19 protein-coding genes are annotated in these 25914 nt (G+C 51.5%); 10 read left to right on the top strand and 9 right to left on the bottom strand.

The features are described from left to right. Positions 1–219 precede the first annotated feature (219 nt). The 5 genes from JQN73_RS05275 to JQN73_RS05255 form a co-directional block, all read right to left on the bottom strand. The gene (locus tag JQN73_RS05275; RefSeq protein ID WP_205322073.1) at positions 220–924 is read right to left on the bottom strand and encodes a DUF899 family protein; all 705 of its coding nucleotides are present in this window, start codon (positions 922–924) and stop codon (positions 220–222) included. A 268-nt stretch (positions 925–1192) separates the two neighbouring features. Next, positions 1193–1783: a molybdopterin-dependent oxidoreductase gene (locus tag JQN73_RS05270; RefSeq protein ID WP_205322072.1), complete on the bottom strand. Its 591-nt coding sequence runs from the start codon at positions 1781–1783 to the stop codon at positions 1193–1195. Between the two features lie 184 nt (positions 1784–1967). Further along, complete coding sequence (locus JQN73_RS05265; protein WP_205322071.1) at positions 1968–2543, bottom strand: TMEM175 family protein; 576 nt, start codon at positions 2541–2543, stop codon at positions 1968–1970. A 53-nt stretch (positions 2544–2596) separates the two neighbouring features. Continuing rightward, entirely contained in the window at positions 2597–3946 is a 1350-nt protein-coding gene (locus JQN73_RS05260; RefSeq protein WP_205322070.1) for an Nramp family divalent metal transporter, read from the bottom strand. A gap of 156 nt (positions 3947–4102) precedes the next feature. Next, positions 4103–5080, bottom strand: coding sequence for a ferritin-like domain-containing protein (locus tag JQN73_RS05255; RefSeq protein WP_205322069.1), 978 nt, complete (start codon positions 5078–5080; stop codon positions 4103–4105). Positions 5081–5645: 565 nt separating this feature from the next. On the opposite strand from JQN73_RS05255, the gene JQN73_RS05250 reads away from it, so the two are divergent. Continuing rightward, complete coding sequence (locus tag JQN73_RS05250) at positions 5646–6587, top strand: bestrophin family protein (protein ID WP_205322068.1); 942 nt, start codon at positions 5646–5648, stop codon at positions 6585–6587. 44 nt (positions 6588–6631) lie between these two features. Further along, a complete protein-coding gene (gene hpaR, locus JQN73_RS05245) occupies positions 6632–7183 on the top strand; it encodes a homoprotocatechuate degradation operon regulator HpaR (protein ID WP_205322067.1) in 552 nt (183 codons plus the stop codon). An 85-nt stretch (positions 7184–7268) separates the two neighbouring features. Here the strand turns inward: hpaR and JQN73_RS05240 are convergent, their stop codons facing one another. From JQN73_RS05240 to JQN73_RS05230, 3 genes are read right to left on the bottom strand one after another with little or no spacing between them, the layout of a single operon-like run. Continuing rightward, complete coding sequence (locus JQN73_RS05240; RefSeq protein ID WP_205322066.1) at positions 7269–8804, bottom strand: efflux transporter outer membrane subunit; 1536 nt, start codon at positions 8802–8804, stop codon at positions 7269–7271. A 1-nt stretch (position 8805) separates the two neighbouring features. Then, the gene (locus tag JQN73_RS05235) at positions 8806–11982 is read right to left on the bottom strand and encodes an efflux RND transporter permease subunit (RefSeq protein ID WP_205322065.1); all 3177 of its coding nucleotides are present in this window, start codon (positions 11980–11982) and stop codon (positions 8806–8808) included. A 15-nt stretch (positions 11983–11997) separates the two neighbouring features. Further along, entirely contained in the window at positions 11998–13230 is a 1233-nt protein-coding gene (locus JQN73_RS05230) for an efflux RND transporter periplasmic adaptor subunit (RefSeq protein ID WP_205322064.1), read from the bottom strand. A gap of 352 nt (positions 13231–13582) precedes the next feature. Here JQN73_RS05230 and JQN73_RS05225 point away from each other — a divergent pair, with 352 nt between their 5' ends. From JQN73_RS05225 to dapA, 8 genes are all read left to right on the top strand, one after another. After that, positions 13583–14749 carry an HPP family protein gene (locus tag JQN73_RS05225; RefSeq protein WP_205322063.1) on the top strand — a complete coding sequence of 389 codons (1167 nt, stop codon included), beginning with the start codon at positions 13583–13585 and terminating at the stop codon, positions 14747–14749. Positions 14750–15020: 271 nt separating this feature from the next. Beyond that, positions 15021–15881, top strand: coding sequence for an oxidoreductase (locus tag JQN73_RS05220; RefSeq protein ID WP_205322062.1), 861 nt, complete (start codon positions 15021–15023; stop codon positions 15879–15881). A 346-nt stretch (positions 15882–16227) separates the two neighbouring features. After that, on the top strand, positions 16228–16371 hold the full coding sequence (locus JQN73_RS05215) for a hypothetical protein (protein WP_205322061.1): 144 nt from the start codon (positions 16228–16230) through the stop codon (positions 16369–16371). 779 nt (positions 16372–17150) lie between these two features. Then, positions 17151–18374: a DUF2235 domain-containing protein gene (locus tag JQN73_RS05210; RefSeq protein ID WP_205322060.1), complete on the top strand. Its 1224-nt coding sequence runs from the start codon at positions 17151–17153 to the stop codon at positions 18372–18374. A 460-nt stretch (positions 18375–18834) separates the two neighbouring features. Continuing rightward, positions 18835–20955 carry a DUF3300 domain-containing protein gene (locus JQN73_RS05205; protein ID WP_205322059.1) on the top strand — a complete coding sequence of 707 codons (2121 nt, stop codon included), beginning with the start codon at positions 18835–18837 and terminating at the stop codon, positions 20953–20955. Positions 20956–21182: 227 nt separating this feature from the next. Then, positions 21183–21332: a DUF3096 domain-containing protein gene (locus JQN73_RS05200; protein ID WP_205322058.1), complete on the top strand. Its 150-nt coding sequence runs from the start codon at positions 21183–21185 to the stop codon at positions 21330–21332. Between the two features lie 419 nt (positions 21333–21751). Further along, positions 21752–22237 (top strand): hypothetical protein, encoded by a 486-nt coding sequence (locus JQN73_RS22420; protein ID WP_240162439.1) that lies wholly within the window; start codon positions 21752–21754, stop codon positions 22235–22237. A gap of 24 nt (positions 22238–22261) precedes the next feature. Continuing rightward, on the top strand, positions 22262–23227 hold the full coding sequence (gene dapA, locus JQN73_RS05190; RefSeq protein ID WP_205322057.1) for a 4-hydroxy-tetrahydrodipicolinate synthase: 966 nt from the start codon (positions 22262–22264) through the stop codon (positions 23225–23227). A gap of 98 nt (positions 23228–23325) precedes the next feature. Here dapA and JQN73_RS05185 read toward each other — a convergent pair whose 3' ends face one another. Continuing rightward, positions 23326–25605 (bottom strand): patatin-like phospholipase family protein, encoded by a 2280-nt coding sequence (locus JQN73_RS05185; RefSeq protein ID WP_240162438.1) that lies wholly within the window; start codon positions 25603–25605, stop codon positions 23326–23328. Positions 25606–25914 lie beyond the last annotated feature (309 nt).

Genomic DNA, 25914 nt, shown 5'->3' with positions numbered 1-25914 from the left:
TTCCAACTATTCGAAAAGGGCTTCAATGAAGCCCTTTTCCATCGTTATTTGAACTTGTAACGCATGGTATCACTTAGCCGAAAAGCGGACTCCGCAGGGATAATGCTGGTAATGAAATCAATGCAAGCCGCTATCATTGATACCTATCAAAAAGCCCACCGCAAGCTTCTGCAGCTACTTACCAGTCTGCATCAATAAAATCAGCAGGCAACCTGATATTCAGTCATAACGCAATTCAGGATGCCAATCAGCACCGCGTCCTTCAGGCGTGAGATCGAACAGACTCCACAATGGCCAGAACGCATCCACGTGCCGCGGATCCTGGCCGGGGTTGGTTGGAGAAAAAAGAAGTTCGGTACTATAGGTGTGATAGATCTGTCCCTCACGTCGCACGAATACGTTGAGCGAGGGGATCTGCTTTCCGTTCGCGGTCTCGCCGTGATAATCAGCGTTGAAGGAGTTGTGTGCCGAGGAGAGGAGGGGGAGATTATTCCATCCACGTTCTTGGGCTAATGCCTGGATTCGCTGAATCGGCGATTTGGCGACGACGGCAAAATTGACGCGCTGAAGTACATGAGGCATGGTCCCGTTCAGTCCGTCGAGGATCGATGTGCAGGATGTGCAAGGCCGTTGCATTTCTGGCCCGTACATGAAACTGTAGATGAGGAGGCTGCCTTTTCCTTCTCGGAACAGCGCAGAAAGGGATACTTTTTTTCCTGCATCGGAAGATGGATGATCGGGATCGACTTGCTCGAAGAGATAATCTTCCTTCAGCGTACCGCCAAGGGGTAGCGTTCTCCGCAATTCCGCAACTTTTTCTGTTTGCTTGCGCAAGTCTAATTCTGCCTGTAACAGACCGTCTCGTGCGATTCGATATGCGTCGGTTTCGCCTGGGAACCGAATTGAATGTAGTGATGTTTCCATTGCTCACTCCTGCGGATTTATGTTGTTGGACCAATTGATTAGCCCGTTGCTGAGACCTCAGCAATCAGTATAAATCGGCGCAAGAGAAGAGCAACCCAGGATAGTAATGTAGGAAGGCGTTCATCGCCATATTTGCGAAAATTGATTGAAAAAACATGCAACCACATGCCTTTCCTTTTAGCATTTTTTTTTGCCGGGCTGTAATGTGTAATGGATTCCTGCTGCGTAACTTTTTAACTTTCGCCGACGATGCCTCGTCAATTTTTTTCTAAGCAGCGCTCAACGCAATGTAATACAGCGCCCACGGGCATAAGGAAAATCGCGCTGACAGCGGTCGTGACATCATCTCAGGAAAGCGATCTGCGTCATAGACGGCCCATAATGGTCCCAATCCGCCTAGAGCAATCGGCTGTGCGTCGAGGTGCGTAGCGACGATAAAGCGGTATTTTCTTAGGTCTGCCAATGGGACCTGAATGACATAACCATCGACAGCACGGAGTTTTACCGCTGTATTTTCGGGTAACACTCTATCGGTTGCAGCGGCGATAACATCGACTAATAACGGTCCGCGCAATGTATGTACTTTAGCGTCGTATTCTAGCGTCGGCTTTATTTCAACCGCAGGTAAGGCTGTCAGGGTCGCGAAATTAAATACGTGGGCTTTGTCGAACTGTATGTTTTGCTTGTGCATCATTTGATCCAATGCTGGATCTAGCGCGCCGCGATTACCTTTCCCAATGGCGCCGCTGATCGTCAATAATGTGGGGCCGGCTGCTTTATTCTGTTCCGGATTTTTTTTCGCGAAAGCTGGCATTGCGGTTGCGTAAAGTGCAGTGATGATAAATTTTCTTTTTTTCACGCCGATCTTTCAAAAGTCTGATTTGCAGATGGAAATCTTCACAGGGAATCATCATGTCAGCGTCGGGGACGAACTGGTCCTCACACACCTGGTCTTGAAAAATGCTCAAAGCAAACGCTGTGTCGGCACTGAACGCCAGCGCTCGTGACTATTATCTTTTGCTGTTATCGCCATAACATCGCGTTTAATCATCGACTACTTTTTCGATTCGCCGATCGGGAATTAACCACATGATTGCTACCAGAACATACATTGCCAGCGCTACCCATCGATTGAAAAAAGTGAGTGGTATTGCGATAGCATAAGCGACGACGGATAACTTGCCTTTCGTATCCTTGCCGATGGCTTTGGCTAACGGAGAATCTTTTCCTTGAAGTTTGATCAGGCTGCGACTCAGGATGTAGTAGGCAATTCCAGCCATCAGCAGTACCACGCCATATAACGCTGTCGGGACTGCGGAAAAATGATTTTCACCCATCCATCCGGTGGCAAACGGGATGAGTGAGAGCCAGAATAGAAGATGTAAATTTGCCCAAAGAACCGGTCCGCTGATCTTCTGAATTACATGAAACATGTGGTGATGATTGTTCCAATAGATGCCGGTATAGACAAAACTGAGGACGTAGCTGAAAAATACGGGGTAAAGCAATCGTAGTGAACCGAAGTCATCGCCGTGCGGGACTTTCATTTCGAGCACCATGATCGTGATGATAATGGCGATCACGCCATCGCTAAATGCTTCCAGGCGGCCTTTCCCCATTCAGAGTTTCCTTTGGATGTTTACAAACATTTAAAAATCGTACCGCTACCATACTAAAAGAGCGCTTTCCAGATGAGAATGACGTTTAAACAAACAATAATCACCATGGTAATCCACGCTAACACTACCATGCCTCTGGAATTGGTGAATTCCCCCATAATATTTTTATTGCTGGTGAATCGGATTAACGGTGCCATCGCAAACGGAAGCTGCAAACTGAGTACCACTTGGCTGAATAAAAGCAGTTTTCCTATCCCCGCTTCACCGCAGATGAGGGTAACGAACAGCGCCGGGATGATCGCCAGTGAACGCGTAATCAGGCGTCGAGCCCAGGGCGACATCTTGAGGTTGACATATCCTTCCATGATGATCTGACCAGCCATTGTTGCGGTCACCGACGAACTCTGGCCAGAAGCGAGAAGTGCCAGCGCAAACAGGAAACTGGCGATGGTTGAGCCCGTGAGCGGGCCGATCAGGCGGTAGGCGTCCTGCAACTCGGCAATGCCATGCTGGCCGTGGGCATGGAATACCGCCGCTGAGGTAATCAGTATCGCTGCGTTGACGAACAGAGCCAGACATAGTGCGATCACGATATCGACCGTCGCAAAGGTAATCGCTTCGCGTTTGCCGCGCGATGTCTTGGCGAACTTTCGTGTTTGAACCGTGGATGAATGCAGATACAGATTGTGCGGCATGACGGTTGCGCCGATGATGCCAATTGCCAGGTACAGCATGCCCGGATTGGTGACGGTTTCCGAGGTCGGAATGAAGCCGGAAAATACATTAGTCCAGGCGGGTTGGGAGAGTAGCAGATTAATCGAGAAACAAATAAATACTAATGACAGCAGACTGATAACGAAAGCTTCAAGATAACGAAATCCACATTTTTGTAGCCAGAGGATCACCAGCACGTCCAGTACCGTCAGTGCAACGCCCCACGCAAGCGGGATATTGAATAACAGTTTCAGAGCGATCGCGGTGCCGATTACTTCTGCGATATCACATGCACAAATCGCTACTTCACAAAGTAGCCATTGACATATCGTCGAGCGCGGTGAGGAATGTTTTCGACATAATTGTGCCAAATCCATGCCGGCCACTATGCCCAGTTTGGCGGAGAGAATCTGCAGCACCATCGCCATGAAACTTGATGCCATCACAATCCATAATAACTTGTAGCCATAAGCTGATCCACCAGCGAGGTCTGTGGCCCAGTTACCCGGGTCCATGTAACCCACAGCGACCAGATAACCAGGACCTATAAATGCGAACAACCGCCGCAGCCACGGCTCGCTGGCGCGTACCGGCACTTCTCGAATGGTATTGGTTGCATTGGTTAAAGCCAGTTCGGTTGTGTTTTCCTCGACCCAGTCAGGGGCAAGCGTGAGTGCTGGAGGCGGCATCGTAAGCTCCAATTATTTTCTGAATTCCGTTAGCGCATCTACGCGCGCTGATTATGATACTGCTTGCACATCTACAATCTCCTGAACGCTTTAGAAGGCGCGAGGTTCACCGGCCGGTGCCCTCGCGTCGAGATCACTTCGGCGATCAGGGGAAGGTTAAAACTGGCTACTCATGTTGAGCTTACCATTCGCACCTTTTGGGAAAAAGCCACCCATGGTGACCGACTGTTTGGTCAGATAAGCGATGTTCAGCACGTCACCGGCGCTGCGGCTGAATGCAAGCCCATTGCTATCGAGAGGGACGATGTTGGACATCGTCGGATCGGTCGCATTGGTAATGCCCTGGTCTTTACCGTTGTTACCATTGAGGCTGTTCCGAGCGCCGGAGATGGCATTCGCAGAGCTGATCAACGCTGGCGTGGTGGTGATGCCTTTCGAGTACAGTACCGTTCTGACCAGTGATGCGTGATAGGCCTCGGCCGCCAGAATTCCGGCTGCAGCTTCGAGGAATGTTTTGTTCTCTATTAAGGGGGAAGCGCCCTTATATGCAGTAACGCCGACGTCTTCAAAGATGAATGCACCGAGCAGGAAGTTTGCATCGCTCGCGTAGGGATTAAATGCTACTCCTGCGGGCACCAATCCAGCGGCGCGTGCGGCTTGCGAAAACGCACCGTTAGGATCCGTGCCGCCGACGTCCAGTGCCGGTTGCGCTACGGCAGCAGAACCCAGAGCGGCGCGCAGAAAACCTACGTGCGCAAGTTCATCTTTAGCAATTTCTTTTGCGTATTGTGCGACCAACGGATCTGCAAACGGAACCTGCTGGCCGCCGACCACGGCTCCTTGCGTGCCGGTGCCGGTTAACATGGCCGCCGGAAGCCCCGTACCGAATACAGCGTAGGAGTAAAACTGCGCTTCCAGATATTCCAGATTAAGGGCGAAGTTTAGAATGTCAATGTCCGTGGGAACTGCCATTTGCGCGATTGCGCTGGAGACGCCGCCACCGCAAGCTGTGAGCATGGAGCCAGCCACCATACCTACGCTAAGGCCTCCGATATTTTTAAAAAACGTACGCCGTTTTGCTAATTTTTCGCCACGTTTTTCGAGTAGTTCAATTGTTAAATTTTTGTCAGACATAATATTTCTCCTTGAGATTAGATATTCGTAAGACGCAACTATCAACGTGATATTTCTATCGAAATTGAATTTCCTTTTTCTAAAATGGTTTTGAGCAATAGCATCACCCTGAACTTTTGAAGTTCAATCACTCCACAGGTTAAGTTTTTGCTAGAGGGGTATACGCGCGCAATTTTTGCGTGGATTCATATTTTTTGAAGAAAAAAATAATATTTTTTTGAAATTTCGTTGAGGTAATTTCAGACACATTCTTGACTGATTAATGACACAAATTTTATGAGATTACAACGCTATGCGAAGTCACTTATTCACAAATCTAACTCTCGATAGACATTAGAAATGATGCTCGGTATCCGGACGGTTTTAAACCCTATTTATTGAGGACATTGATTCCCTCAAAGATACAAATTCCCCTCAGCAATGCGGCCACCAAACATTGATCCGTTCGATCTCCCGCTATCTTAAGAGTTTTGTCTCGTTTCCTCCTGATTACGCATTGACGTGCAAACACAATCGTCATTATAATCACTCACATGTTAGTAAATTAATACAATAGAGATTTCAAATGATTATCAGAGACCGTCCGTCCGGGTTCAGACTGTTTTTTGTGCTTCGTGGATCAGTGATGCCGCGAATTATGCCGTCGTTGATCTTCAACTCCGTGGTTGCCATTTTGGTGACTCTCAAGCATGGTGATCTGTTTGACTTGAAAATTACACTGACGACGATTCCCTTTACTTTAATCGGGCTGCCGATAGCAATTTTTTTGGGATTTAGGAACAATGCTGCGTATGACCGGTTTTGGGAAGGGCGCAAATTATGGGGCGAACTGGTACATAGAAGCCGCAGTTTGTCGCGTCAGTGTCAAAGCCTAATTTCCTACCCGGAGCCTGCCGCAGCAAGCCTTGGCCTGGCGGATACTCGGGTACGTATGATCTATCGGGCGATCGCTTTCGCACATGCTGTACGACACCATCTGCGCGGTTGCAATGTCGATACCGAGCTGAAGGGCTTTCTCGTTGAGTCTGAATGGAACAAGATCGACAAGTCATCCAACAAACCAGATTTTCTGATGCTGAGAATGGGGTTGGATTTACAGCGGTGTTTAAAGGAAGGACGAATTGCGCCATGTCTGGCTGGCGAGATTGATGCCACCTTGTCTTCGATGGCGGCCGCGGCGGCTTCGTGCGAGCGTATCAAAGGTACGCCGATTCCTTTTTCCTATACGCTGCTATTGCATCGCACAGCTTACCTTTACTGCTTCCTTTTACCGTTTGGGCTAGTCGATTCGATTGGCTTTATGACGCCCTTTGTGGTCGCTATTGTTTCATATACTTTTTATGGTCTGGATGCATTGGGGGACGAGATTGAAGAGCCATTTGGGTTGGAATCCAATGACCTGCCGTTGGACGCGATTTGTCGGACAATTGAAATTAACCTGCGTGAATCATTAGATGACGAGAATGTTCCAGCGCCGCTTGAAGTGGTTAATTACTGTCTGACCTGATTCTGGTCATCTTTAAAACACTAAGCACTTGAAAGGAGGGTGGTTTGAAACATCGGATCGCTTATAAAAATCTACCACAACTTTTTCTGAAAGCACGGGACCGCTTGATGTCTCACTTTCGACCAATTCTGAATCACTTCGGTGTGACTGAGCAGCAGTGGAGAATTTTGCGTTTGCTGGATGAACATGGGCAGTTAGAGCCGCGGGAGCTATGTGATATGTGCCAAATATTGAGTTCCAGCATGACCGGCGTCCTGGCGCGTATGGAGGAGGTGGGCCTGGTTTGTCGCAGGCGGGTTGCCGATGATCGACGGCGCATGCTGGTGCGGTTGGCGCCAAGCGGCGATCAGCTTATTCGTGAGATTGCCCCCTTAATTGATCTGCAATATAAATATATTGAGCAAGCCTTCGGCGAACCGGTAATGATTGATCTGCTAAATGCATTTGAAGGATTTATTGCAGCGGAACCGGACGTGGTTTTACATGTCGCGTTAGCGGTAACGCCGACGACTGTCAGAGTAGGGAAGGAACAAGAAAAACAAGCTTCGGCAAGCGAGATTCAGGTTGCCCGCGAAGGTAAGGCCCGCAAAAAATGATGGGCCTATTGCGTTGTTTTTGACACCATGAACAGCAACACCTCGGCTCGACGGGCAACGAGTGATCAGGCGGTCATCAAACGATTTACTTTGTGGGAGCCATTGTGTTGGTAGTCGGCTTTTTATCGATCCTGTAATCACCCACGGCATCCGCCGGACGTGGCTGATCACCGGTGTGCTCAATCCATCCACCTCCTAAATATTGATATAAATCGACGAGATTGGTCAGGCGTTGCAAACGCGCAGTTATCAGGATAAGTTGTGCGTTGTACAGATCGGTTTGCGCTGTCAGCACGCTTAGATAGTTGTCCACGCCATTGCGATACCGCAGATCCGATAGCTCCAGTCGGCGGCTTTGGGATTGTGTATAACGCTCGAGAGATGCGATCTGGCTGTCGTAGGTCCCTCGGGCAGCCAGTCCGTCGGCTACTTCGCGGAATGCAGTCTGGATCGCCTTTTGATAATTGGCGATTTCGATGCGTTTTTCAACTTGCGCTAATTCCAGGTTCGCTGTGTTGGCACCGCCACTAAAGATCGGTAGCGAGATCTGCGGCATGAACGACCAGGCCCGGGACCCTGAATTAAACAACCCACCGAACGATGGCGATAAGGTGCCAAGCGTTCCGGTGAGTGAAATCTCGGGGAAGAACGCCGCGCGTGCAGCGCCAATATTGGCATTCGCGCTAATAAGGGTTTGTTCGGCCGCTGCGATATCCGGGCGTCGTACCAGCAGATCGGAAGGCAAGCCAGCGGGGATATCGGTGAGCAAATTTTGGCTATCGAGCGTCAGACCCGTAGGAAGATCGGCGGGTAGCGGCTGGCCGACCAGAAGGACCAGCGCATTTTCTGCCTGTGCCCGCAGCCGCATTTGCGATTGCAGGTTGGCCGATGCCTGTTCCAGAATACCCTGCGCCTGGCGCAGATCGAGTTCCGATCCGGTGCCAGTATCGAACTGCAATTTGCTGATGCGGAACGATTCCTGCGTATTGGTCAGCGTATTTCTGGTCACTACCAATTGGTCATCGTAGGCGAGCATGGTCAGATATTGCGCAGCGACAGCAGACAATAAGGATATTTCTGCTGCCTTGCGGGCCTCGGCCGTGGAAAGGTATTGGGCGAGCGCCTGATCTTTCAGGCTACGGATGCGGCCAAAGAAATCGATCTCCCATGATGCATTCAGTCCGACCGAATAGGTAGTTGAGAGCGTCACACCGGTAGGTGAAAGATCCAGAGGCGTGCGCGTTCTGTCTTTTGACGCGCTGGCACCGATTGATGGAAACAATCCGGCGCGGGTGACTTGATAGCGGGCCTGCGCCGCTTCTACGTTAAGCATCGATACGCGCAAGTCGCGATTGTTTTTTAGCGCGAGTTCTTCGATCTTTTGCAAGCGCGGATCGGAGAAGAAGTTACGCCAGCCGATATCGGCGGCAGTCAGGCCTTTGGCACTGCCTGTATCGCTGTTTGTGGTCGCCGGGGTCGCTCCGTCCGGTTGCGCGTCATACACGCCACCAGCAGGAAACGACGATGCAACCGGCGCGTCAGGACGTTGATAAGCCGGCTGCAGTGAGCAACCTGCGGCCAGGATCGCGACCGCGGTCACGAGGAGAGAGCGTTTTAGCATGTCAGTGTCCCTCTCTTACAATACCAGCGTCACCGCCACCGTCGCCGGACGGTGCGGGTGTCGGCTTGTCTTTGTTCTTACCCTTGCCGATTTGACTGATAACGACAAAGAACATCGGGATCATGAAAATCGCCAGGAAGGTCGCAGTCAGCATCCCGCCGATCACGCCCGTACCAATCGCATGTTGGCTGGCCGAACCTGCGCCGTTACTGAGTGCAAGGGGCAGTACGCCCAGAATAAACGCAAGCGATGTCATTAAAATTGGGCGCAATCGCAAGCGCGCCGCTTCGATGGCGGCTTCGACTGTACTCATTCCCTGCATCCGTAAGTCACGGGCGAACTCGACGATCAGAATAGCATTTTTCGCTGAGAGCCCTACCGTGGTGAGCAGACCAACCTGGAAGAATACGTCGTTTTCCAATCCACGCAGCGCGACCGCAATGAGGGCGCCCAATACGCCCAGCGGCACCACCATGATGACCGAGAAGGGAATCGACCAACTTTCATAGAGTGCCGCGAGGCTCAAAAATACGACCAGAATCGAGATGGCGTAAAGTAGTGGCGCCTGCGAGCCAGACTGCCGCTCTTGCTTGGACAGACCGGTCCATTCGTAACCAATACCAGCCGGCAGTTTGGCGGCAATCGCTTCAATCGCTTCCATCGCTTGTCCCGTCGATTTTCCGGGCGCAGCAGCGCCTTGAATTTCGACTGATGACACACCGTTGTAGCGTTCGAGCTTGGGCGAGCCGTAGATCCATGAACCGGTGGCAAAAGCCGTGAACGGCACCATTCCTCCGGTGGCATTTCGCACGTACCATTTATCGATATCTTCGGGACTCATGCGGAACGGAGCGTCGCCTTGCACGAACACTTTCTTGATCCGGTTATCGGTGTCGAGGAAGTTATTGACGTACGACGCACCCCAGGCAATGGAGAAGGTCTGGTCAATGTCTGAGGCCGCAACGCCCAGCGCGTTGGCTTTTTCACGATCAATATTCACCTTGAACTGCGGGGTATCGCTCAAACCGTTAGGACGCACCAATGCCAGCGTGGGATCTTTTGCCGCCAGGCCTAGCAACATATCGCGCGCTTCCATCAATTTTTCGTGACCGACTCCCGCCTGATCCACCAATTCCAGATCGAAGCCGGAAGCTGTGCCGAGTTCGGGAATGGACGGAGGACTAACCGGAATAATGGTCGCGTCTTTATACGTGCCGAAATGTTTAAACATCCGACCCACCAGCGCCTGGACTTTTTGATCCGCAGCCTGGCGGTCTTTGTAGTCCTTCATCTGGACGAATACCAGACCGGAGTTTTGGCCGCGCGCCGCGAAACTGAAGCCATTGAGAGAGAAGGTCGCGTTGACGATACTCTTTTCGTCCTTCAGCAAATAATTAGTCACATCGGAGAGTGCCTTGGCCGTGCGTTCCTGGGTGGAACCGGTGGGGGTTTGCACCAGCACGAACATCGTGCCTTGGTCTTCGTCCGGCAGGAATGATTTAGGCATCTTTACAAACAATAGTCCAACCACGACGATGATTGCTACGTAGATAATCAGCCAGCGGCCTGAACGCTGGATAACATGGGTCACGCTGCTATGATACTTTTGTTGGCTTTTGTTAAAGGTACGGTTAAACCAGCCGAAGAAACCGGTTTTCTCTTCGTGGTGACCTTGTGGAATCGGCTTAAGAAGCGTTGCGCACAATGCTGGCGTCAGTATCAATGCCACCAGCACGGACAAGATCATCGCCGCCACGATCGTGAGCGAAAATTGTCGATAAATGGCGCCGACGGAACCGCTGGAGAAAGCTACCGGCACGAACACGGCCGATAACACTAACGCTACGCCGATCAATGCGCCGGTGATCTGTCCCATCGCTTTGCGGGTGGCGTCCCGAGGCGACAAGCCCTCTTCGGCCATTATTCGCTCAACGTTTTCTACCACCACAATTGCATCGTCCACCAACAGTCCGATGGCTAATACCAGGCCGAACATCGAGAGCACGTTGATGGAGAACCCGACCGTCGACATAATCGCAAAGGTCCCTAACAGAACGACGGGCACGGCAATCGTAGGAATCAGCGTGGCGCGCAGGTTTTGCAAAAACAGGTACATCACCAGGAACACCAGCACGATGCCTTCGAGTAAGGTTTTGAACACTTCTTCGATGGACAGCTTGACGAAGGGCGTCGTGTCATACGGATATTTCACCGCCATACCCTGCGGAAAATATTTCGAGAGTTGATCGATCTTGGCGCGCACTGCGTTTGCCGTATCCAGCGCGTTGGCACCAGTGGCGAGCTGGATACCAAAGCCAGCGGCTGGCTGGCCGTTGTATTTGGTATCAAAGTTGTAGTTTTCGGCACCCAGTTCGATGCGTGCAACATCTTTTATCCGCACCTGCGAACCGTCGGCGTTGACTTTCAATAGAATATTGCCGAACTGTTCTGGCGTTTGCAGCAGGGTGGATTGGGTAATGGTGGCCTGCAACATCTGGCCGGGGACCGACGGCGTACCACCTAGACTGCCCGCCGCAATCTGTACGTTCTGGGCACTTACCGCATTCTTGACATCTAGTGGTGTCAGAGCGAAATTCGTCAGCCTGGTAGCGTCAAGCCAGATACGCATGGCGTATTGAGAACCGAAAAGCTGAACTGTACCGACCCCGTCGATACGGCTGATTTGATCCTGAACCTTCGAGGCCACATAGTTAGTCAGGTCATTCCTCGCCATACTGCCGTCTTCGGACACGAACGCCATAGCGAGCAGGAAGCTGCTGCTGGATTTGGTGACTTTGGTACCGTTCTGTTGCACGGCCTGAGGCAGAAGAGGAGTGGCGAGCTGTAATTTGTTTTGAACCTGCACCTGAGCAATATCCGCATTGGTGCCAGGAGCAAATGTCAACGTAATGACGGCTGTGCCGGAGTCATCGCTGGAGGAAGAGAGGTAAAGCAAGTGGTCGAGGCCGCTCATTTGCTGCTCGATAACCTGCGTAACCGTATTTTCTACCGTACTAGCCGATGCGCCTGCATAGTTTGCACTAATCTGAATGGCGGGCGGGGCGATCGTTGGATATTGTGCGATCGGCAAGTTGAACACCGATGCCAGCCCGGCCAACATCAAGATGATGGCGATCACCCACGCAAAAATCGGGCGATCAATAAAGAAATTTGCCATGAAGCTGGCTCCTTGTTATTTCGAGCCGGATGCATCGGGAGCGGAAGCCGCTCCCTGTGCGCCGCTGGCATTATTCGGACCATTTGCGGCGGGAGAAGACACTGCCGGTGCCGGCAGTAAGGCGGGAACTGGTTTGACAGTCGTTCCGGGTTTGGCTTTGTCCACACCATTGACGATGACACGCTCGCCTGGGGTGAGGCCACTTTCGACTACCCAATTGCTGCCGTAGGTGCCGGATGTAACCAGAACCTTCCGCACAACCTTGTTATCCGCGCCGACCACTAATGCGATCGCTTGTCCCTTTTGATCGTGTGTGACGCCGATCTGTGGGACTATCAGCGCCTTATCGTTCGTGCCTTCGTCAATGGTGGCATGGACAAACATACCTGGGAGCAATACCCGGTCTTTGTTCGGGAAAATCGCGCGTACGGTCACCGAGCCCGTGCCGGGATCGACGCTGACGTCCGAGAACTGGAGTTTGCCGGTTTCGGCGTAGGCACGGCCGTCTTCCAGCACCAGTTTGACCTTGGCAGCGTTGGCACCGCCGGTTTGCAGACGTCCTTCTTGTATCTGGCGCCGCAGCTTGAGGCCGTCAACGCTGGATTGGGCCATATCAACATAGACCGGATCAAGTTGCTGCACCGTGGTGAGCAGAGTAGCTTGACTGGCCTGAACGTAGGCGCCCGGAGTGACCTGGGACAACCCGGTGCGGCCCGCGACTGGCGACGTAACATCGGTGTAACCGAGATTAATGGCGGCGGTCTGCAACAACGCCTTGCCGGATTCGACATCGGCGGCGGCCTGCCCTTGGGTGGCTACCGCGTTATCGTATTCCTGCTTGCTTACGGCATTGCCCGCGACGAGTATTTTGTAGCGCGCTATCTGAGCGCTTTGGGTGACCAGATTGGCCTGGGCCTTGGAAAGTGTCGCTTTCGCATTGTTCAGAGCGGCAATGTAGGGAGCCGGATCGATCTTATAGAGGCGCTGCCCCGCCTTGACCTCGGCACCCTCCGTAAATTCACGACGTAGCACAATGCCATCGACCCGAGAACGCACCTGAGCGACCAGAAACGCGCTTGTGCGGCCCGGCAATTCGCTGGTGACAGGCACAGACGTCGGTTGAACGGAAAATACACCTACCTCAGGGGGCTGGGGCTTCGGCGGTGGGGGTTTTTGTCCGCATGCGGTGAGGATCGCGGCAACTGATGCGGTAGTGACTAAGCGGAAAGCAAACCATTCGACGCGCATGAACCGTCCTCTGTTGATAGCAAGAAAAGCGAAAGATTGCAGGGAAAACGAATTACTGGATTTTGAAGTTGACTTGATGTGAAAACGAAGCGTCACGGACAATTGTACAATAAATTCTTTCAAACTTATTTCCCTGGGGAATCCGCCGAATTAGCCCTAAAGACCATCTTGGACGGTGTGGATTCAAGCTAAACGAATTGAGGTGCGTAGTCAAAATTCTCAATGCTTTAATGGCAATTTATCGTTTGTAAGATGTTATATTATTTGCAAAAAAATTTGGACTGATGCTTTGCAGGGAGCATCAGTCTTAACCTGTCGCTCGGAACGTTATCTAGGGTAAAGATATCAAGTAATGATTACTAAAAAAATTGAATGGTTGTGGAATATCCTCACGCGTTTTGACACAGTAAATCGCTTTGAACGAATGCGGGCTTGTTCCGGGGCGCTGCTCGGCATCACGCTCACCGGCGCGTGCAGCTTTGTGATGCTAGGTAGTTCATCGGGCGCGTTATGGCTGATCGCGCCGATGGGAGCGTCAGCGGTGCTGCTGTTTGCGGTGCCAGCCAGCCCACTGGCGCAGCCATGGTCAATCGTCGGGGGCAATCTTTGTGCCGGACTGATAGGAGTAACGTGTGCGAAGCTGATCGGGGAGCCCGTTTTGGCGGCTGGGTTAGCAGTCGGATTGGCGATTGGCGCGATGTTCTGGTTGCGCTGCCTGCATCCGCCCAGCGGCGCGGTGGCGCTGACGGCAGTCCTTGGCGGTCCTGCAATCCATCAGCTGGGCTATACATTTTTGCTCGTTCCGGTTGGTCTGAATACCTTTCTGCTGCTACTCACTGCCATCCTTTTTAATAACGCAACCGGACGCCGTTATCCTCCTCTTGCGTTCAAAGAAAGCAGCAATCAGCATGCGTTGAAAGACCCGAATCCAACTTCGCGGCTCGGTTTTACCTCGGACGATCTGAATATTGTATTGGGTCGCTATAACCAGGTGCTGGATATTAGCCGAGCCGATCTGGAGAAGATTTTTCTTGAAACTGAAATGGAAGTGGCGCGACGAAAATTTGGTGTCGTTACCTGCAAGGAGTTAATGTCCAGAGATGTCGTCAGTGTTGATTTCGCTACTGAATTATTAATTGCCTGGAATTTGTTACGTGAGCATAAATTAACGGCCCTCCCCGTATTAGGAAGAGGGCGACATGTGATCGGCATCGTGACGAAAGCCGATTTCATCAAACATGTCCAGCTCCGACATTACGGTCAGCTGACCAACAAACTGAGACGGCTTTTACGCTATATACCGCGAGCGCATTCCAGCAAACCAGAGGTGGTTGGACAGATTATGTTCAAAGAGGTGACTATTGTGAGAGAGAGTCAGGCAATCGTGGAATTGGTCCCTCTGATGTCGGATCGCGGCTTGCATTCTATCCCGGTCATAGATGACGATGGTAAATTGGTAGGAATGGTGACCCAATCAGATCTCATTGCGGGTTTGTATAAGAGTCATCTTCAGATGTGATTTGCACGCATAGTCGCGAGGAACCGCCAAAGCCTAATTATTTGGCAAGCCAGATACTTTAACAAAGCGACTCAACTTCGGTCGACACGCCGGTCGTGGGAAATATCGCCTCCCAAATATCGATAGATTATGCATGTTTCGATATTCAAATAGCGTACAGGTTCCTTTCCCCCCATAGACAAATCTCTGCGCACAAGTTGACCGGAAGGCGTTGCAGTATACTTGATCGACAGGTTTGGCCGCATGCTAAACCACTGTCGAAAGGTATCAAATGACGTCGAAGATTTCCCCCACTAATACGCCTGTCTGGTTCATCACCGGCTGCTCAACCGGATTTGGCCGTGAATTAGCTTTGCAGGTTTTGGCGCGCGGATGGCGCGTGATTGTGACAGCGCGCGATCAGGAACGTGTTGCTGATCTTGCATCTGACAGCGGCGGTCGCGCTTTGGCTTTGGCACTGGATGTGACCGATTCAGCGCAAATCGCTGCGGCAGTGAAAGCGGCGCAGGATCACTTTGGCGCGATTGATGTGCTGGTGAACAATGCTGGTTATGGCTATCAGTCTTCTGTGGAGGAGGGTGATGAAACCGAAATCCGCGCCCAATTCGACGCGAATGTATTTGGTCTTTTCGCGATAACGCGGGCGGTTCTTCCCGGCATGCGAGCGCGCCGCAAAGGGCATATATTGAATATTACTTCTGTGGCTGGCAAAGTCGGCTATCCCGGTTCAGGTTATTACGCCGCCAGCAAGCACGCTGTGGAGGGTTTATCGGACTCTTTGGCGGCAGAGGTCGGTCCGCTCGGCATTCATGTGACTTGCATTGAACCTGGACCGTTCCGGACCGATTGGGCAGGCCGTTCCTTAAAGCAGACCCCTAATTTGATCGCTGATTATGCGGATACTGCAGGCGTGCGCATGCAGCGTACAGCAGCATCTAGCGGTGATCAACCTGGCGACCCAAAACGGGCTGCAGCAGCGATGATACGTGTTACAGAAACGACCAATCCACCACATCATTTGGTCCTCGGCGCGTTTGGCGTAGACGCCGTCAGCAAAAAGCTCAAAGATGGCCTAGAGCAAATCGAAGCGTGGCATGATGCCAGCATTGGCGCTGACTTTCCGAAGGACTAGCATTTACGCGTAAGACAACCATTTTTTAACGGTTGCGTATATTGCGTATGGCCAAAAGTGGTTGCCTGGAAAGAGCCTCCTCACCATTCGGTGAGGAGGCCTTTTTGTATGAGGTTGACAATCAAGCTTGGCCAGCGTGGTCCATCGAAAGACGTAGGCTGTTGTTTCAGTGTGTCAATTTTATATGCCGTTTTGCTTGTCATTTCCGGCTAATACCAACTCAAAAATTGAAGCTGAGTGAATGATATTCGGGGTCTGCCAAGGAAAATTTCATGGATCGCGCCTACTCGATTTGCAGGTAGTTCATAATAGGAGGTCCTTCACACCCCCAGACCAGGAGTGAAAAATGCATACCCCCCAAGAGCCACCACCGGACGAAATCCCGCCGACTACGCCGATTCCAGACACGCCGCCGCCAGTGCAAGATCCGCCGCCGGGGGGCCACCCGATTCCAATTCAAGACCCCGTTCCTGAGATTGATCCGCTTTGATGGCGCGGACGTTGGCCTGATCACCCGGGGAAAACGTGGACTGTCGAATCAGAAGTAAGCCCGGGTAATTGACGCGGTCAATCCAGAAAATATTCGCGTTTGATGCCCGGATCGCGTGGTGTGTTAAATTTATTCCTTTATTTGACGTTCAACGAAATTAAAATTTGAAAGGTTAGCGATGGCAATCATTCGACTTTCTCCAACTGAAGTTCAAGTTGATGACATGGATTATGTGTTCGCTTCCCCTGATGACGCCGATGCTTTTGAATCATGCATGGCTGCTGCCGACGCCACGTTCTGTGCGGCTAATCATCCACCGTTGAATACACGACCCAGCGATGGAAAATAGTTTGTTACGAGATCCCTGTATTTCTAAAGAGGCTATTTTTTGAGACGCATCTGCCGCCAGGATGTGCGTAAAAACGCGTATGTATTATTTCGAAAAAACGCATGCTTCAGGTTGCCATTAATATGGACGGACATTCTGCTTTCTCACAATCATCACGATACTCGTGACAAATGTCTTTTAGTTGGTAGTTCTCGTGTTGTGCAATCATCGGAGGAGCCCAAATTAATATTCTAACTCTGCATTAAACTCAAAAAAGGAAATGCGATTACATTCCTGAAGGTAGATCACACCTCTCCCCGCTGATTGAGGGGGATAAGAAATCGAAACAGCACGTATTTGTTACGTATTGACGAGCCTTACGCCGCGTAGAGTTTTCCGGCGAAATGGACAGCCAATCTCATTTGATTTCTTGTCGGGGAAGCGAGTCGCGATGTCGAAAAATATTGTATTTTGCGCTGATGGTACCTGGAACGGCCCTGGGCGGTCGTTGGACGGTGACACGGTTCCTTCCTTACCAACCAATGTCCTTAAGCTTTACCAATGGTTGGCTGGCCTTGACACCGTTGAGTCGGCCCACTATGCGGGTGAAGCGGAGCGCTTTGATATTGGTCCCGGTGGAGTGCTACGTCAGGTTTCCAAGTACATGGACGGCGTTGGCGATTCCAAAAATTGGCTAAATAAATTTCTCGGCGGCGTGTTTGGAGCTGGCATGGTCAGCCGCATAGTGCGCGGTTACACCTTTATATCCCGAAACTATGTTGTCGGAGATCGTATCTTCTTGCTGGGTTTTAGTCGTGGCGCATACACCGCGCGAGCGTTAGCCTCAATGATCCTCGATCAGGGTCTGCTCGACGCGAAAAAAAACGATCTCGGCGGGGCGCATAATATAAATCAAATCGCAACCCAAGCAGCTAAAGAAGAAGCATACCGGTTAGGTTGTGCCGTCTGGTACAAATACATAAAAGGCCTCAGCCAAAGAAACGGCGCAACTTTTATACAAAAACTCGAAGAAACAATAGCCGTCCTTCCTGGATTTTTTCGAGAGGCCCCGGATGCGTCCAAAATGATCGTCAATGTGGATATACAAGCGGTGGCGGCTTGGGACACGGTTGGTGCCTTGGGTATTCCGCAATACGATAGCGAGGATCGGCGGATTGATGTTTTTCGGTTTGCGGACTGCTGTCTTAATAAGCGCGTCGAATATGGCTTTCATGCGCTATCGCTGGATGAACAAAGGACGGACCTCACGCCGACATTATGGGAGGCACGCAATAACGTTACACAGTTGCTTTTTCCAGGGGCGCATGCCGATATCGGCGGCGGTTACCCCTTGGGTATCGAGAGTGGCTTATCCGACGATGCGTTGTTGGTGATGCGAAATGAGCTCTCAAAATTACCAGATGGAAAGGCACTACTATTCGGGCTCCCTCCAGATCAGGTCAGTCCCGATCCGCTTGGATGCGGGCATCAGCCGTGGAATCATTGGCCTTATCGCGAACTGCCTCGCAGCCACATAAAATCAAGAGTCTTTCCTGATTTTCATGGCATCTATGTAGATCACTCCGTCACTGAACGCAGAGCAGGAGGAATGGTCAAGTCAGATCCGTTAGAAGTAGCGGAAGAATACCTTCCGAAAAATATCCCCACCAGATGACACCAGATCGAACCGGATTGAAGTGATAAAGTCGCTTGCAATGACGATGTGAAGTGGGGCGTTTTTTGTTAAAGCTTAAGCGCATTTCGCCGCTGCAGCCAGTTCCATGGCGGAAAATTCATCTACCGAAAAGCTACACGGCATGTATGGAACCCGTTGGTTTTCCCTTTCCGCGCGCCCTCAGCTGCACCATTAGTCTGTCAACCGGTCGTCCCGAGCGACGTTAGTTATTGGAAATGGGGGCGGAAAACCGAGCGTAGTGGCAAGTTCCGTTCAAACCCCTCTTGTGAAGCTCTAAAGCGGAATGCAATTCGTTTTGCGCGATATTTTTACACTTAAAATAAGTTTAATACATGCAATATTTTGTAACCTCTTGATAAGGTCACAATTTTACGTGCTAACTTAAGTGATAATTTTCTGCTAATTGAACCGCATTCATTGCGACTATTGTGAGATCAAAATGTTAAAAAACAAAAAGACACTATCATTGATGCTCAGCACCACGCTTTGTGTGGCTATGTTGCCGCTGGCAGGCTGCGATAAAACGCAAGTACCGGCGCAACCGGCTGCAGATGCGGCCCCGGCTAAGCCCGCTTACGTGCCGCCGACTGCCGATCAGCTGTATCAAATGGTCGGTCCAATCGCGTTATTTCCGGATAAATTGGTGGCCCAGGTTTTGGCTGGTTCCACCTATCCGGATCAGATCACTGCAGCGGACGCCTGGCTGGCTCAGAACAATACTCTGACAGGCCCTGCTTTGGTCGCGGCAGCCAACCAGCAACCTTGGGATGTCAGCGTGAAAGGCTTAACGACGTTCCCGCAAGTACTCGATCAAATGGCAAAGAATATTCAGTGGACTTCGTCGTTAGGCGCGGCTTACGTGAATGATCCGACGGATGTGATGAACGCGATTCAGGTCATGCGTCAACGCGCTTCCACTAGCGGAAATCTTAAAACCACGAAGCAACAAAAGATAGCCGTCGTAGCCCGAGTCAATCAGACGCCGCCGCAAGGCTATGTGTTGCAGCCGGGCGAACCGCCAGTATATTCAGGGCCAGAGGTGATTCCTGCACCGCCGGACATGATTGTGATTGAACCAACCGAGCCGGATTATGTGTACGTCCCGACTTACAATCCGCGGGTCGTATACGGTGACCCGGTGGCCTATTACCCTGGCTACAATTATGAGCCGCCGCCGCCACGTTATAGTACGGGAGAGGTCGTGACAACTGGTGCTATTTCTTTTGGAATTGGCGTGGCAGTTGGCGTCGTGATCAGTAATTCTAACTGGGGCTGGAATTCGTGGGGCATGCGATGGGGCGGCGATAGAGGTGGCAACGGTGGCCGCGATGATGGCCGAAGCCGAGATCGTGGCAACGGCGGACCGGATGGCGGAGGATGGCATCGACCCGCTGTCGTGTATAACAATTCGACTTACGTGTCGCGCTCGACAACGATTGTTAATCGGGTCTCGAATACCTATAACAATAATTCCGTCAATAATTCCAACAACAACAATGGCGTCAATACCCGGAATAATACGACGAATAATTTTGTTCCCGGTCCTGGCGGCGGTAACCGTGCGGCAACCAATGTTGCGCCGAATGCGACTCAGGCCGGAGCTGCGAATGGAAATAACGCTGCACGGCCAAATTTTGCCCCCCAAAACCAGCAACGTGCGGGCGTTGCCGAGGGCGCACCAAGAGCCGGACAACCGAATTTCAATAATATGAATCGCACTCAGCCAGAACAGCGTAATGCAGCGGGAACTGGCGCTCCGGGAGCCGGCGCTCCGGCACCAGCGGCTCAGGCACCGAATTTTAATAAAATGAGTAAGCCCGATTTCAGTCATGTTGCGCCGGGTGGCGGCGGGAATATTCAACAAAATCCGCAACGGCCGGGTGGCTCTCAGACCAATCCGGCAGAGAACGGCAGATTCCGCCCTAATCAGGATCGCATCGAAAGTAATCAACAAAATCGCCCCGCATCGGAAGGTCAGGCGAGGCCCGATGGCGCGCATCCACCGGGGCCTGCGGCGGCAGCGGGCGCAGCCCGTCTGGAACAACGTCCACCTGCAGGATCGCCAGATCGGGCGCAGCCACAAGCGCGTCCGCAACAGGAGCAAGAGCGGGCGCAGCAGCAACACCAACACCAACAGCAACAGCAACAGCAACAGCAACAGCAACAGCAACAGCAACAGCAACAGCAACATCAACATCAACATCAAGAACAAGAGCGGGTGCAGCAGCAGCAGCAGCAGCAACAAGAACGGGTGCAAGCGCAGCAACAGCATCAGCAGCAAGAGCGGAGTCAAGCGCAGGTACAGCAACAAGAACACGCTCAAGCCCAGCAACAGCAACAGCAACAGCAACAGCAACAGCAACAGCAACAGCAACAGCAACAGCGGGCGCAAGTTCAACAGCAGGAACGCGCCCAGGCACAAGCGCGACCACCTGCGCAACAGCAGGAGCGTCCGCAAGCTCAGCAACCGCATCAGCAAGCACAGCCGCACCCACAAGCGCCGCATGAAGGCGGTGAACATCCACATTCAGAAAAGAAAGATGACGCCAAACACGAATGATAGTTAAATGCCTGAAGGGATATCTCTCCGGCAGTAAAGACTGATCAGGAATAAGAAAAATGGTTACCGGGGTATTTTTTTCAGTAACCATTTTTTTGTTAAACAGCACAAAAAAACCTTCATCGATACAGCGTATAAATATGAACGGTGGTGGTAAGCAACTCGGCAATCGACGATAATCGGATGAGACAAACACTTTATTTTCACCTTATTTGACGAGGTTCTTTATGAACATACACATCACCATGGTTCCGTTGGTTTCGCTACTTGCAGGCGTTCTTATTTTGGTCATGCCACGACTTCTAAACTTTATTATTGCGATATATTTGATCGTAATCGGCGTTATCGGGCTTTTCGGTACGCATTTACATTTGTAATAAAAGGGAGCGCGAGTTGCCGGCTATTGCGGGTACCCGAAGTCGGGCAACTGTGGCGTTCTTGCCCTCTTGCTCATAATTTCTCGCGTTCTCAGCAAAATCCGCGGGACTCGGTAGGCTCATTTGCGACTTGCCTCAACTGGCAACTTCACCTTCTGTGTCCCTGATGATTTAAATTTATTTTCATTTCGGCTAGTATATTTTTGCGTTGCAGTCGCGCCGATGTTCACATTTATTACCGTCCGTCGATCCAGTATCGAATCACACCTTCCGCTGGCATCAACCTTCCAGCGCTGACCTAATCTCTCCACCTACGTCATTTTTTACGTAAATTTTACGCTGCGGTGCGTCATTTTTAGAGAATATTTACGTATGATCTATTAACCTGTATTCATGATCATCACGTAAGCGGGTTATATATGAACAAGATCCTGTCGACCGAAGTTAAGAACTTTACTTCTCTGCTTCCTGATGCGCTGCTTTCTTACGCCCAGACTTTTTTGCGGTCAAAAATCGACAACGTTCCAAACGGTTTGTTCCGTCAAAAGATGGCAACATCAGTCGTCGTAGCGACCAGCATAAAGCCAGTAAGCGCAGATGCGCAAAATTCGCCCAGGTGCGATGACCTGCGTCAGGATTGCGTGATGTACCTGACTGTTAACGCCGATTGTGTCACGGAACTGCGGCATGTCGTGATGGAGACTTGCGGAGGGTGCGTGGCGTTTATCCGGATTGAGCCGACTGCGCACGCAACCAGGACGAAGGTTTGGTTGGGATTGAGCAGATCAGCAGTATGGCAAATTATGACGCGTGTGATGGAGAGTTTACCCGGCGCCGAGTTCGGCCAAATCAATCCGGCCAAGCGGCGGCCAGCGACGACGGATATCTCCGCATCGTTATATTGATCGTATTCACTGAGCGAGGAAATCATGTCTATTTTTAACGAAATTTGGGTACCTTTGGTGTCTCCCTTTACACAATCGTCTGATCAGCAGCTTGATCTGGATGCGATGCAGCGGTTGGCTGCGCACATGATCGACGGCGGGGTGCACGGCTTGGTCGTGGGTGGTACAACCGGTGAGGCCGCGACGTTATCGGAAGATGAGCAAGCCCTGCTATTGGATGCGGTGATCGAAGTGGCGGACGGACGCTGCCCGGTTGTGATGGGTATCGGCGGCTCTGATACCCGCGCTTTGGCGGAAAGAGTGTGCCGTTTTGATCACCGTGCATTGGCAGGGTATTTGATCTCGGCTCCCGCTTATGTGCGGCCTTCCCAATTGGGAATAGTGCGCCACTTTCAAGCACTGGCTGACCAAACTAAACGGCCGATTATCATCTACAACATTCCCGCTCGCACGGGGGTGAACATTACTCTGACGACGGTCGAGTTGCTTGCACAGAACCCGCAATTTTGTGCAATTAAAGAAAGTGGCGGCGATGTATTGCAACTTACCGAGTTAATTGAAAATACCGGCCTACAAGTTTTTTGCGGTGACGATACCCTGATTTTACCGACGTTTTTACTCGGTGGACATGGTGCCATTTCTGCCGCTGCGCATATTCGTCCAGATCTTTATGTGCAGTTATATGAACTAATGCAGGCGGGGCAAGTGGTACAGGCGCGGGCTATTTTTGACACTCTTTTGCCGCTAATTCGCGTCTTGTTTTCGGAGCCGAATCCTGGTCCGGTAAAGGCTGCATTGGCACTCCAGAATCGCATTCAGGAAGTATTGAGATTGCCGATGACTCCGATGACTGCATCAGGTCGCCGGCGTCTGGAGATCGCATTGGAAGGCGTGATGGCTGTGCCAAAATATCCGCCTTTGATTGATCGTATTTTTACGGGCGAGGGTGGACGCAGTAACTTGTCAATGGCCGCGTTTGCCTCGGCATAATGCAGTGGGGATAGTCGGGTGGCATAACTGACTACTGCGCTCTATCGAATGCTCTGTGCACAAAAAACAGATGATGCTTGAGCATGTTCAACGCACAGCTAAAACACGCGCCCCAGTTGCAGGTATAGATTCCAGACACCTTGCGGCGCGAGGGCGAAACCGAAGTAGACCGGGCCAATCAGACTGTTACCGCCGACAAACACGCTAGCGCTTTTTTTATACGGCCCTTTATTAACATTGTCGCGGGTTTGCCAGACGTCGCCCACTTCCAGGGATGTTCCGAATACCGGATTGTCCAGGCCCGGCAGTTTAAACTCGCGCAAATTGTTAAGATAGGTGATACGGCCATACGCTAAATAGTTACCCGTAAATTGGTCCGGCGCATAGGCCGATAAATGCTGAAACCCGCCGAGTGTAAAGCCAAGGCCACCATTTCCGATACTGCCGTTGGCATTGTCGGCGCCGTAGACGCCAGCACCTTCTAATGCCAGATTGATGGTGTGCCGGCCGCTGCTAATCGCCCATAACGCTTTAATTTGGGCGTCGTTGTAGCGATTTTCGGCCCCACCGAACGCCACATCGGTAATCGCGGAAAGATAATAGCCTTTCCGCGGGAACAAGGCATCGTCCAGTTGGTCAATGGTGACCTGTGCGCGGGCAGTGGTTTGCTTAACTTGCTGGCTCGGAAACAGGTTGCCGGAATCGCTGGGAATGTTATAAAACGGATGGGCATTGAGTTGTCGATAATTGACGCCTGCCCGGAACTCACCCAAACGCCCAATCGGTACGCCAAGATCAACGCCTATTGTGGCGCTATCGATGACATAAGAAGTCAATGGCACAGTATTGGCGTTGGCACCTTGATCGGGATAGAGGTCCACATGGCGGCGACTATATTGCGCATAAGGTGCGACATATAACCCGAGCGTGTCCCAGATTGGTTGTCGTAACTCCGAACGCCAGTTGACTTGCTTGTCGCCCAATACAATATCGTTGCGCCATTCCAAACCGCTCTGTGTCAGCCACGGAAAACGATGGCCGATTTGTAGGTTGAAGCCGCCACGACCATCAAAACTATTCGATACACCGAAGCCGAACAGAAGAAACTGAGGCCCCCATGTTTTCGCTTCTGCATCGACGTTCAGGATATTGCGGCCATCGACCACGACCATTTCTTGCGTAACGCTTTTGAAGTCTCCATTGGTGGTCAGCCGGGCTAAACCCTGATTCAGTGCGCTAGCGTCGTACCGATCACCCTCATGCACACCAATCTGGCGCTGAACGATCGCGGCGGGTACGGGACCCTTGGTTGTGATGTGGATCGCGTCTATACGCGTCTCGGGCGTGAGCGTTTGGGTTGGATGCCGACTCGCCTGAAATAATTTCCATTGCGTATCGGACAAGGCCAAAGGTGCCAGTTTTGCCTGCATTTGCTCAGTCGCCTTTGCGCCGGCGTCGATGCCGTCCTTACCGCGCGAAAAGTCGGTGAAGGACATATTACCTAACTCCGGTTCAATCAGGATATCGTTCTTTTTGAGTAATGCTTTTTGCGCCTTTACATTTTGTCGAATGAGTATAGTCACCATTTGCTGGGCAACCGCCGTTGGGGATTCGATGTTGGACGGATCCTGTAAGGGCGTGGCAATATTGACCGCAATGATAATATCCGCCCCCATATCGCGTGCTAGCTGAACCGGCAAGTTGCTGACCAGACCACCATCGACCAGTGTGCGACCATCAATGTTAAAAGGCGCGAATAAACCAGGTACAGCCATGCTCGCACGAATTGCGCGCGGCAACGATCCAGACTTTATGACCACCTCTTCACCGGTACCGAGATCGGTAGCGACGGTCCGAAACGGGGTGGGTAAATGGTCAAAGTCGATGTTGGCGGGCAGTTGTGCGGTCCAGTTTTGCAGCACAGTCAACAGGTGATTACCTTGAACCAAACCCGTGGCGATTTTAACTTTGCCGCCGCCATAACCGGCAGATAATCCAATCGGATATTGGAAGTTATCTTCCCGTTGTGACTGCGGTAGTTTTGCCCGATCATTTCGATCAAAGGCGATATCACTCAAATTAATCTCGGATAATTTTTTTTCGAGTGCATCTGCAGACAATCCACTAGCATATAGGCCACCGACTACCGCCCCCATGCTGGTGGCGGCAACGTAGTCGATCGGAATATGCCATTGCTCAAGTACTTTTAGTACTCCCAGATGGGCGTAACCGCGTGCGCCTCCACCGGAGAGGACCAGTCCGATCCTTGGTCGGGACGGCACGCTTTTGGCTTCGCCGGAAGATATATCAGTCAACGTCGCTGCACCGGCGGGAATCCAGACCATTGTCATTACCGTAGATAGTACGGTTATCAGCATGATCGGTGTGGTGCAGCTGCGCAATAGTGGACGGAGGTGAGGTGCTAAACGACGAATGACATTTGTGTGCATGGGAGATCGCGGTATTGGTCAGGGCTCAAGGAATAAATTCATTCCAGCTATTGTGGGCCCGGCGGCCGGAGATTGTCCCTGAGGGTTATCATGGAGCGGATGTAAAAAATTCTTCAGAGTGATGCAGTATTAGTATTCGCTCAAGGACTCACTTCTTATTTGTACTTTGCACTGACCATCGCGGGAGTGAATTTCGCGCCGAATTGCCCAGAACCGGTTTATGCTTACCAAGAGGGC

This window comes from Glaciimonas sp. PAMC28666, assembly GCF_016917355.1.
In the GTDB taxonomy this organism is placed as follows: domain Bacteria; phylum Pseudomonadota; class Gammaproteobacteria; order Burkholderiales; family Burkholderiaceae_D; genus Glaciimonas.
Note: the sequence above shows the minus strand (reverse complement) of the source record. Positions and strands in the feature narration are given on the sequence as shown.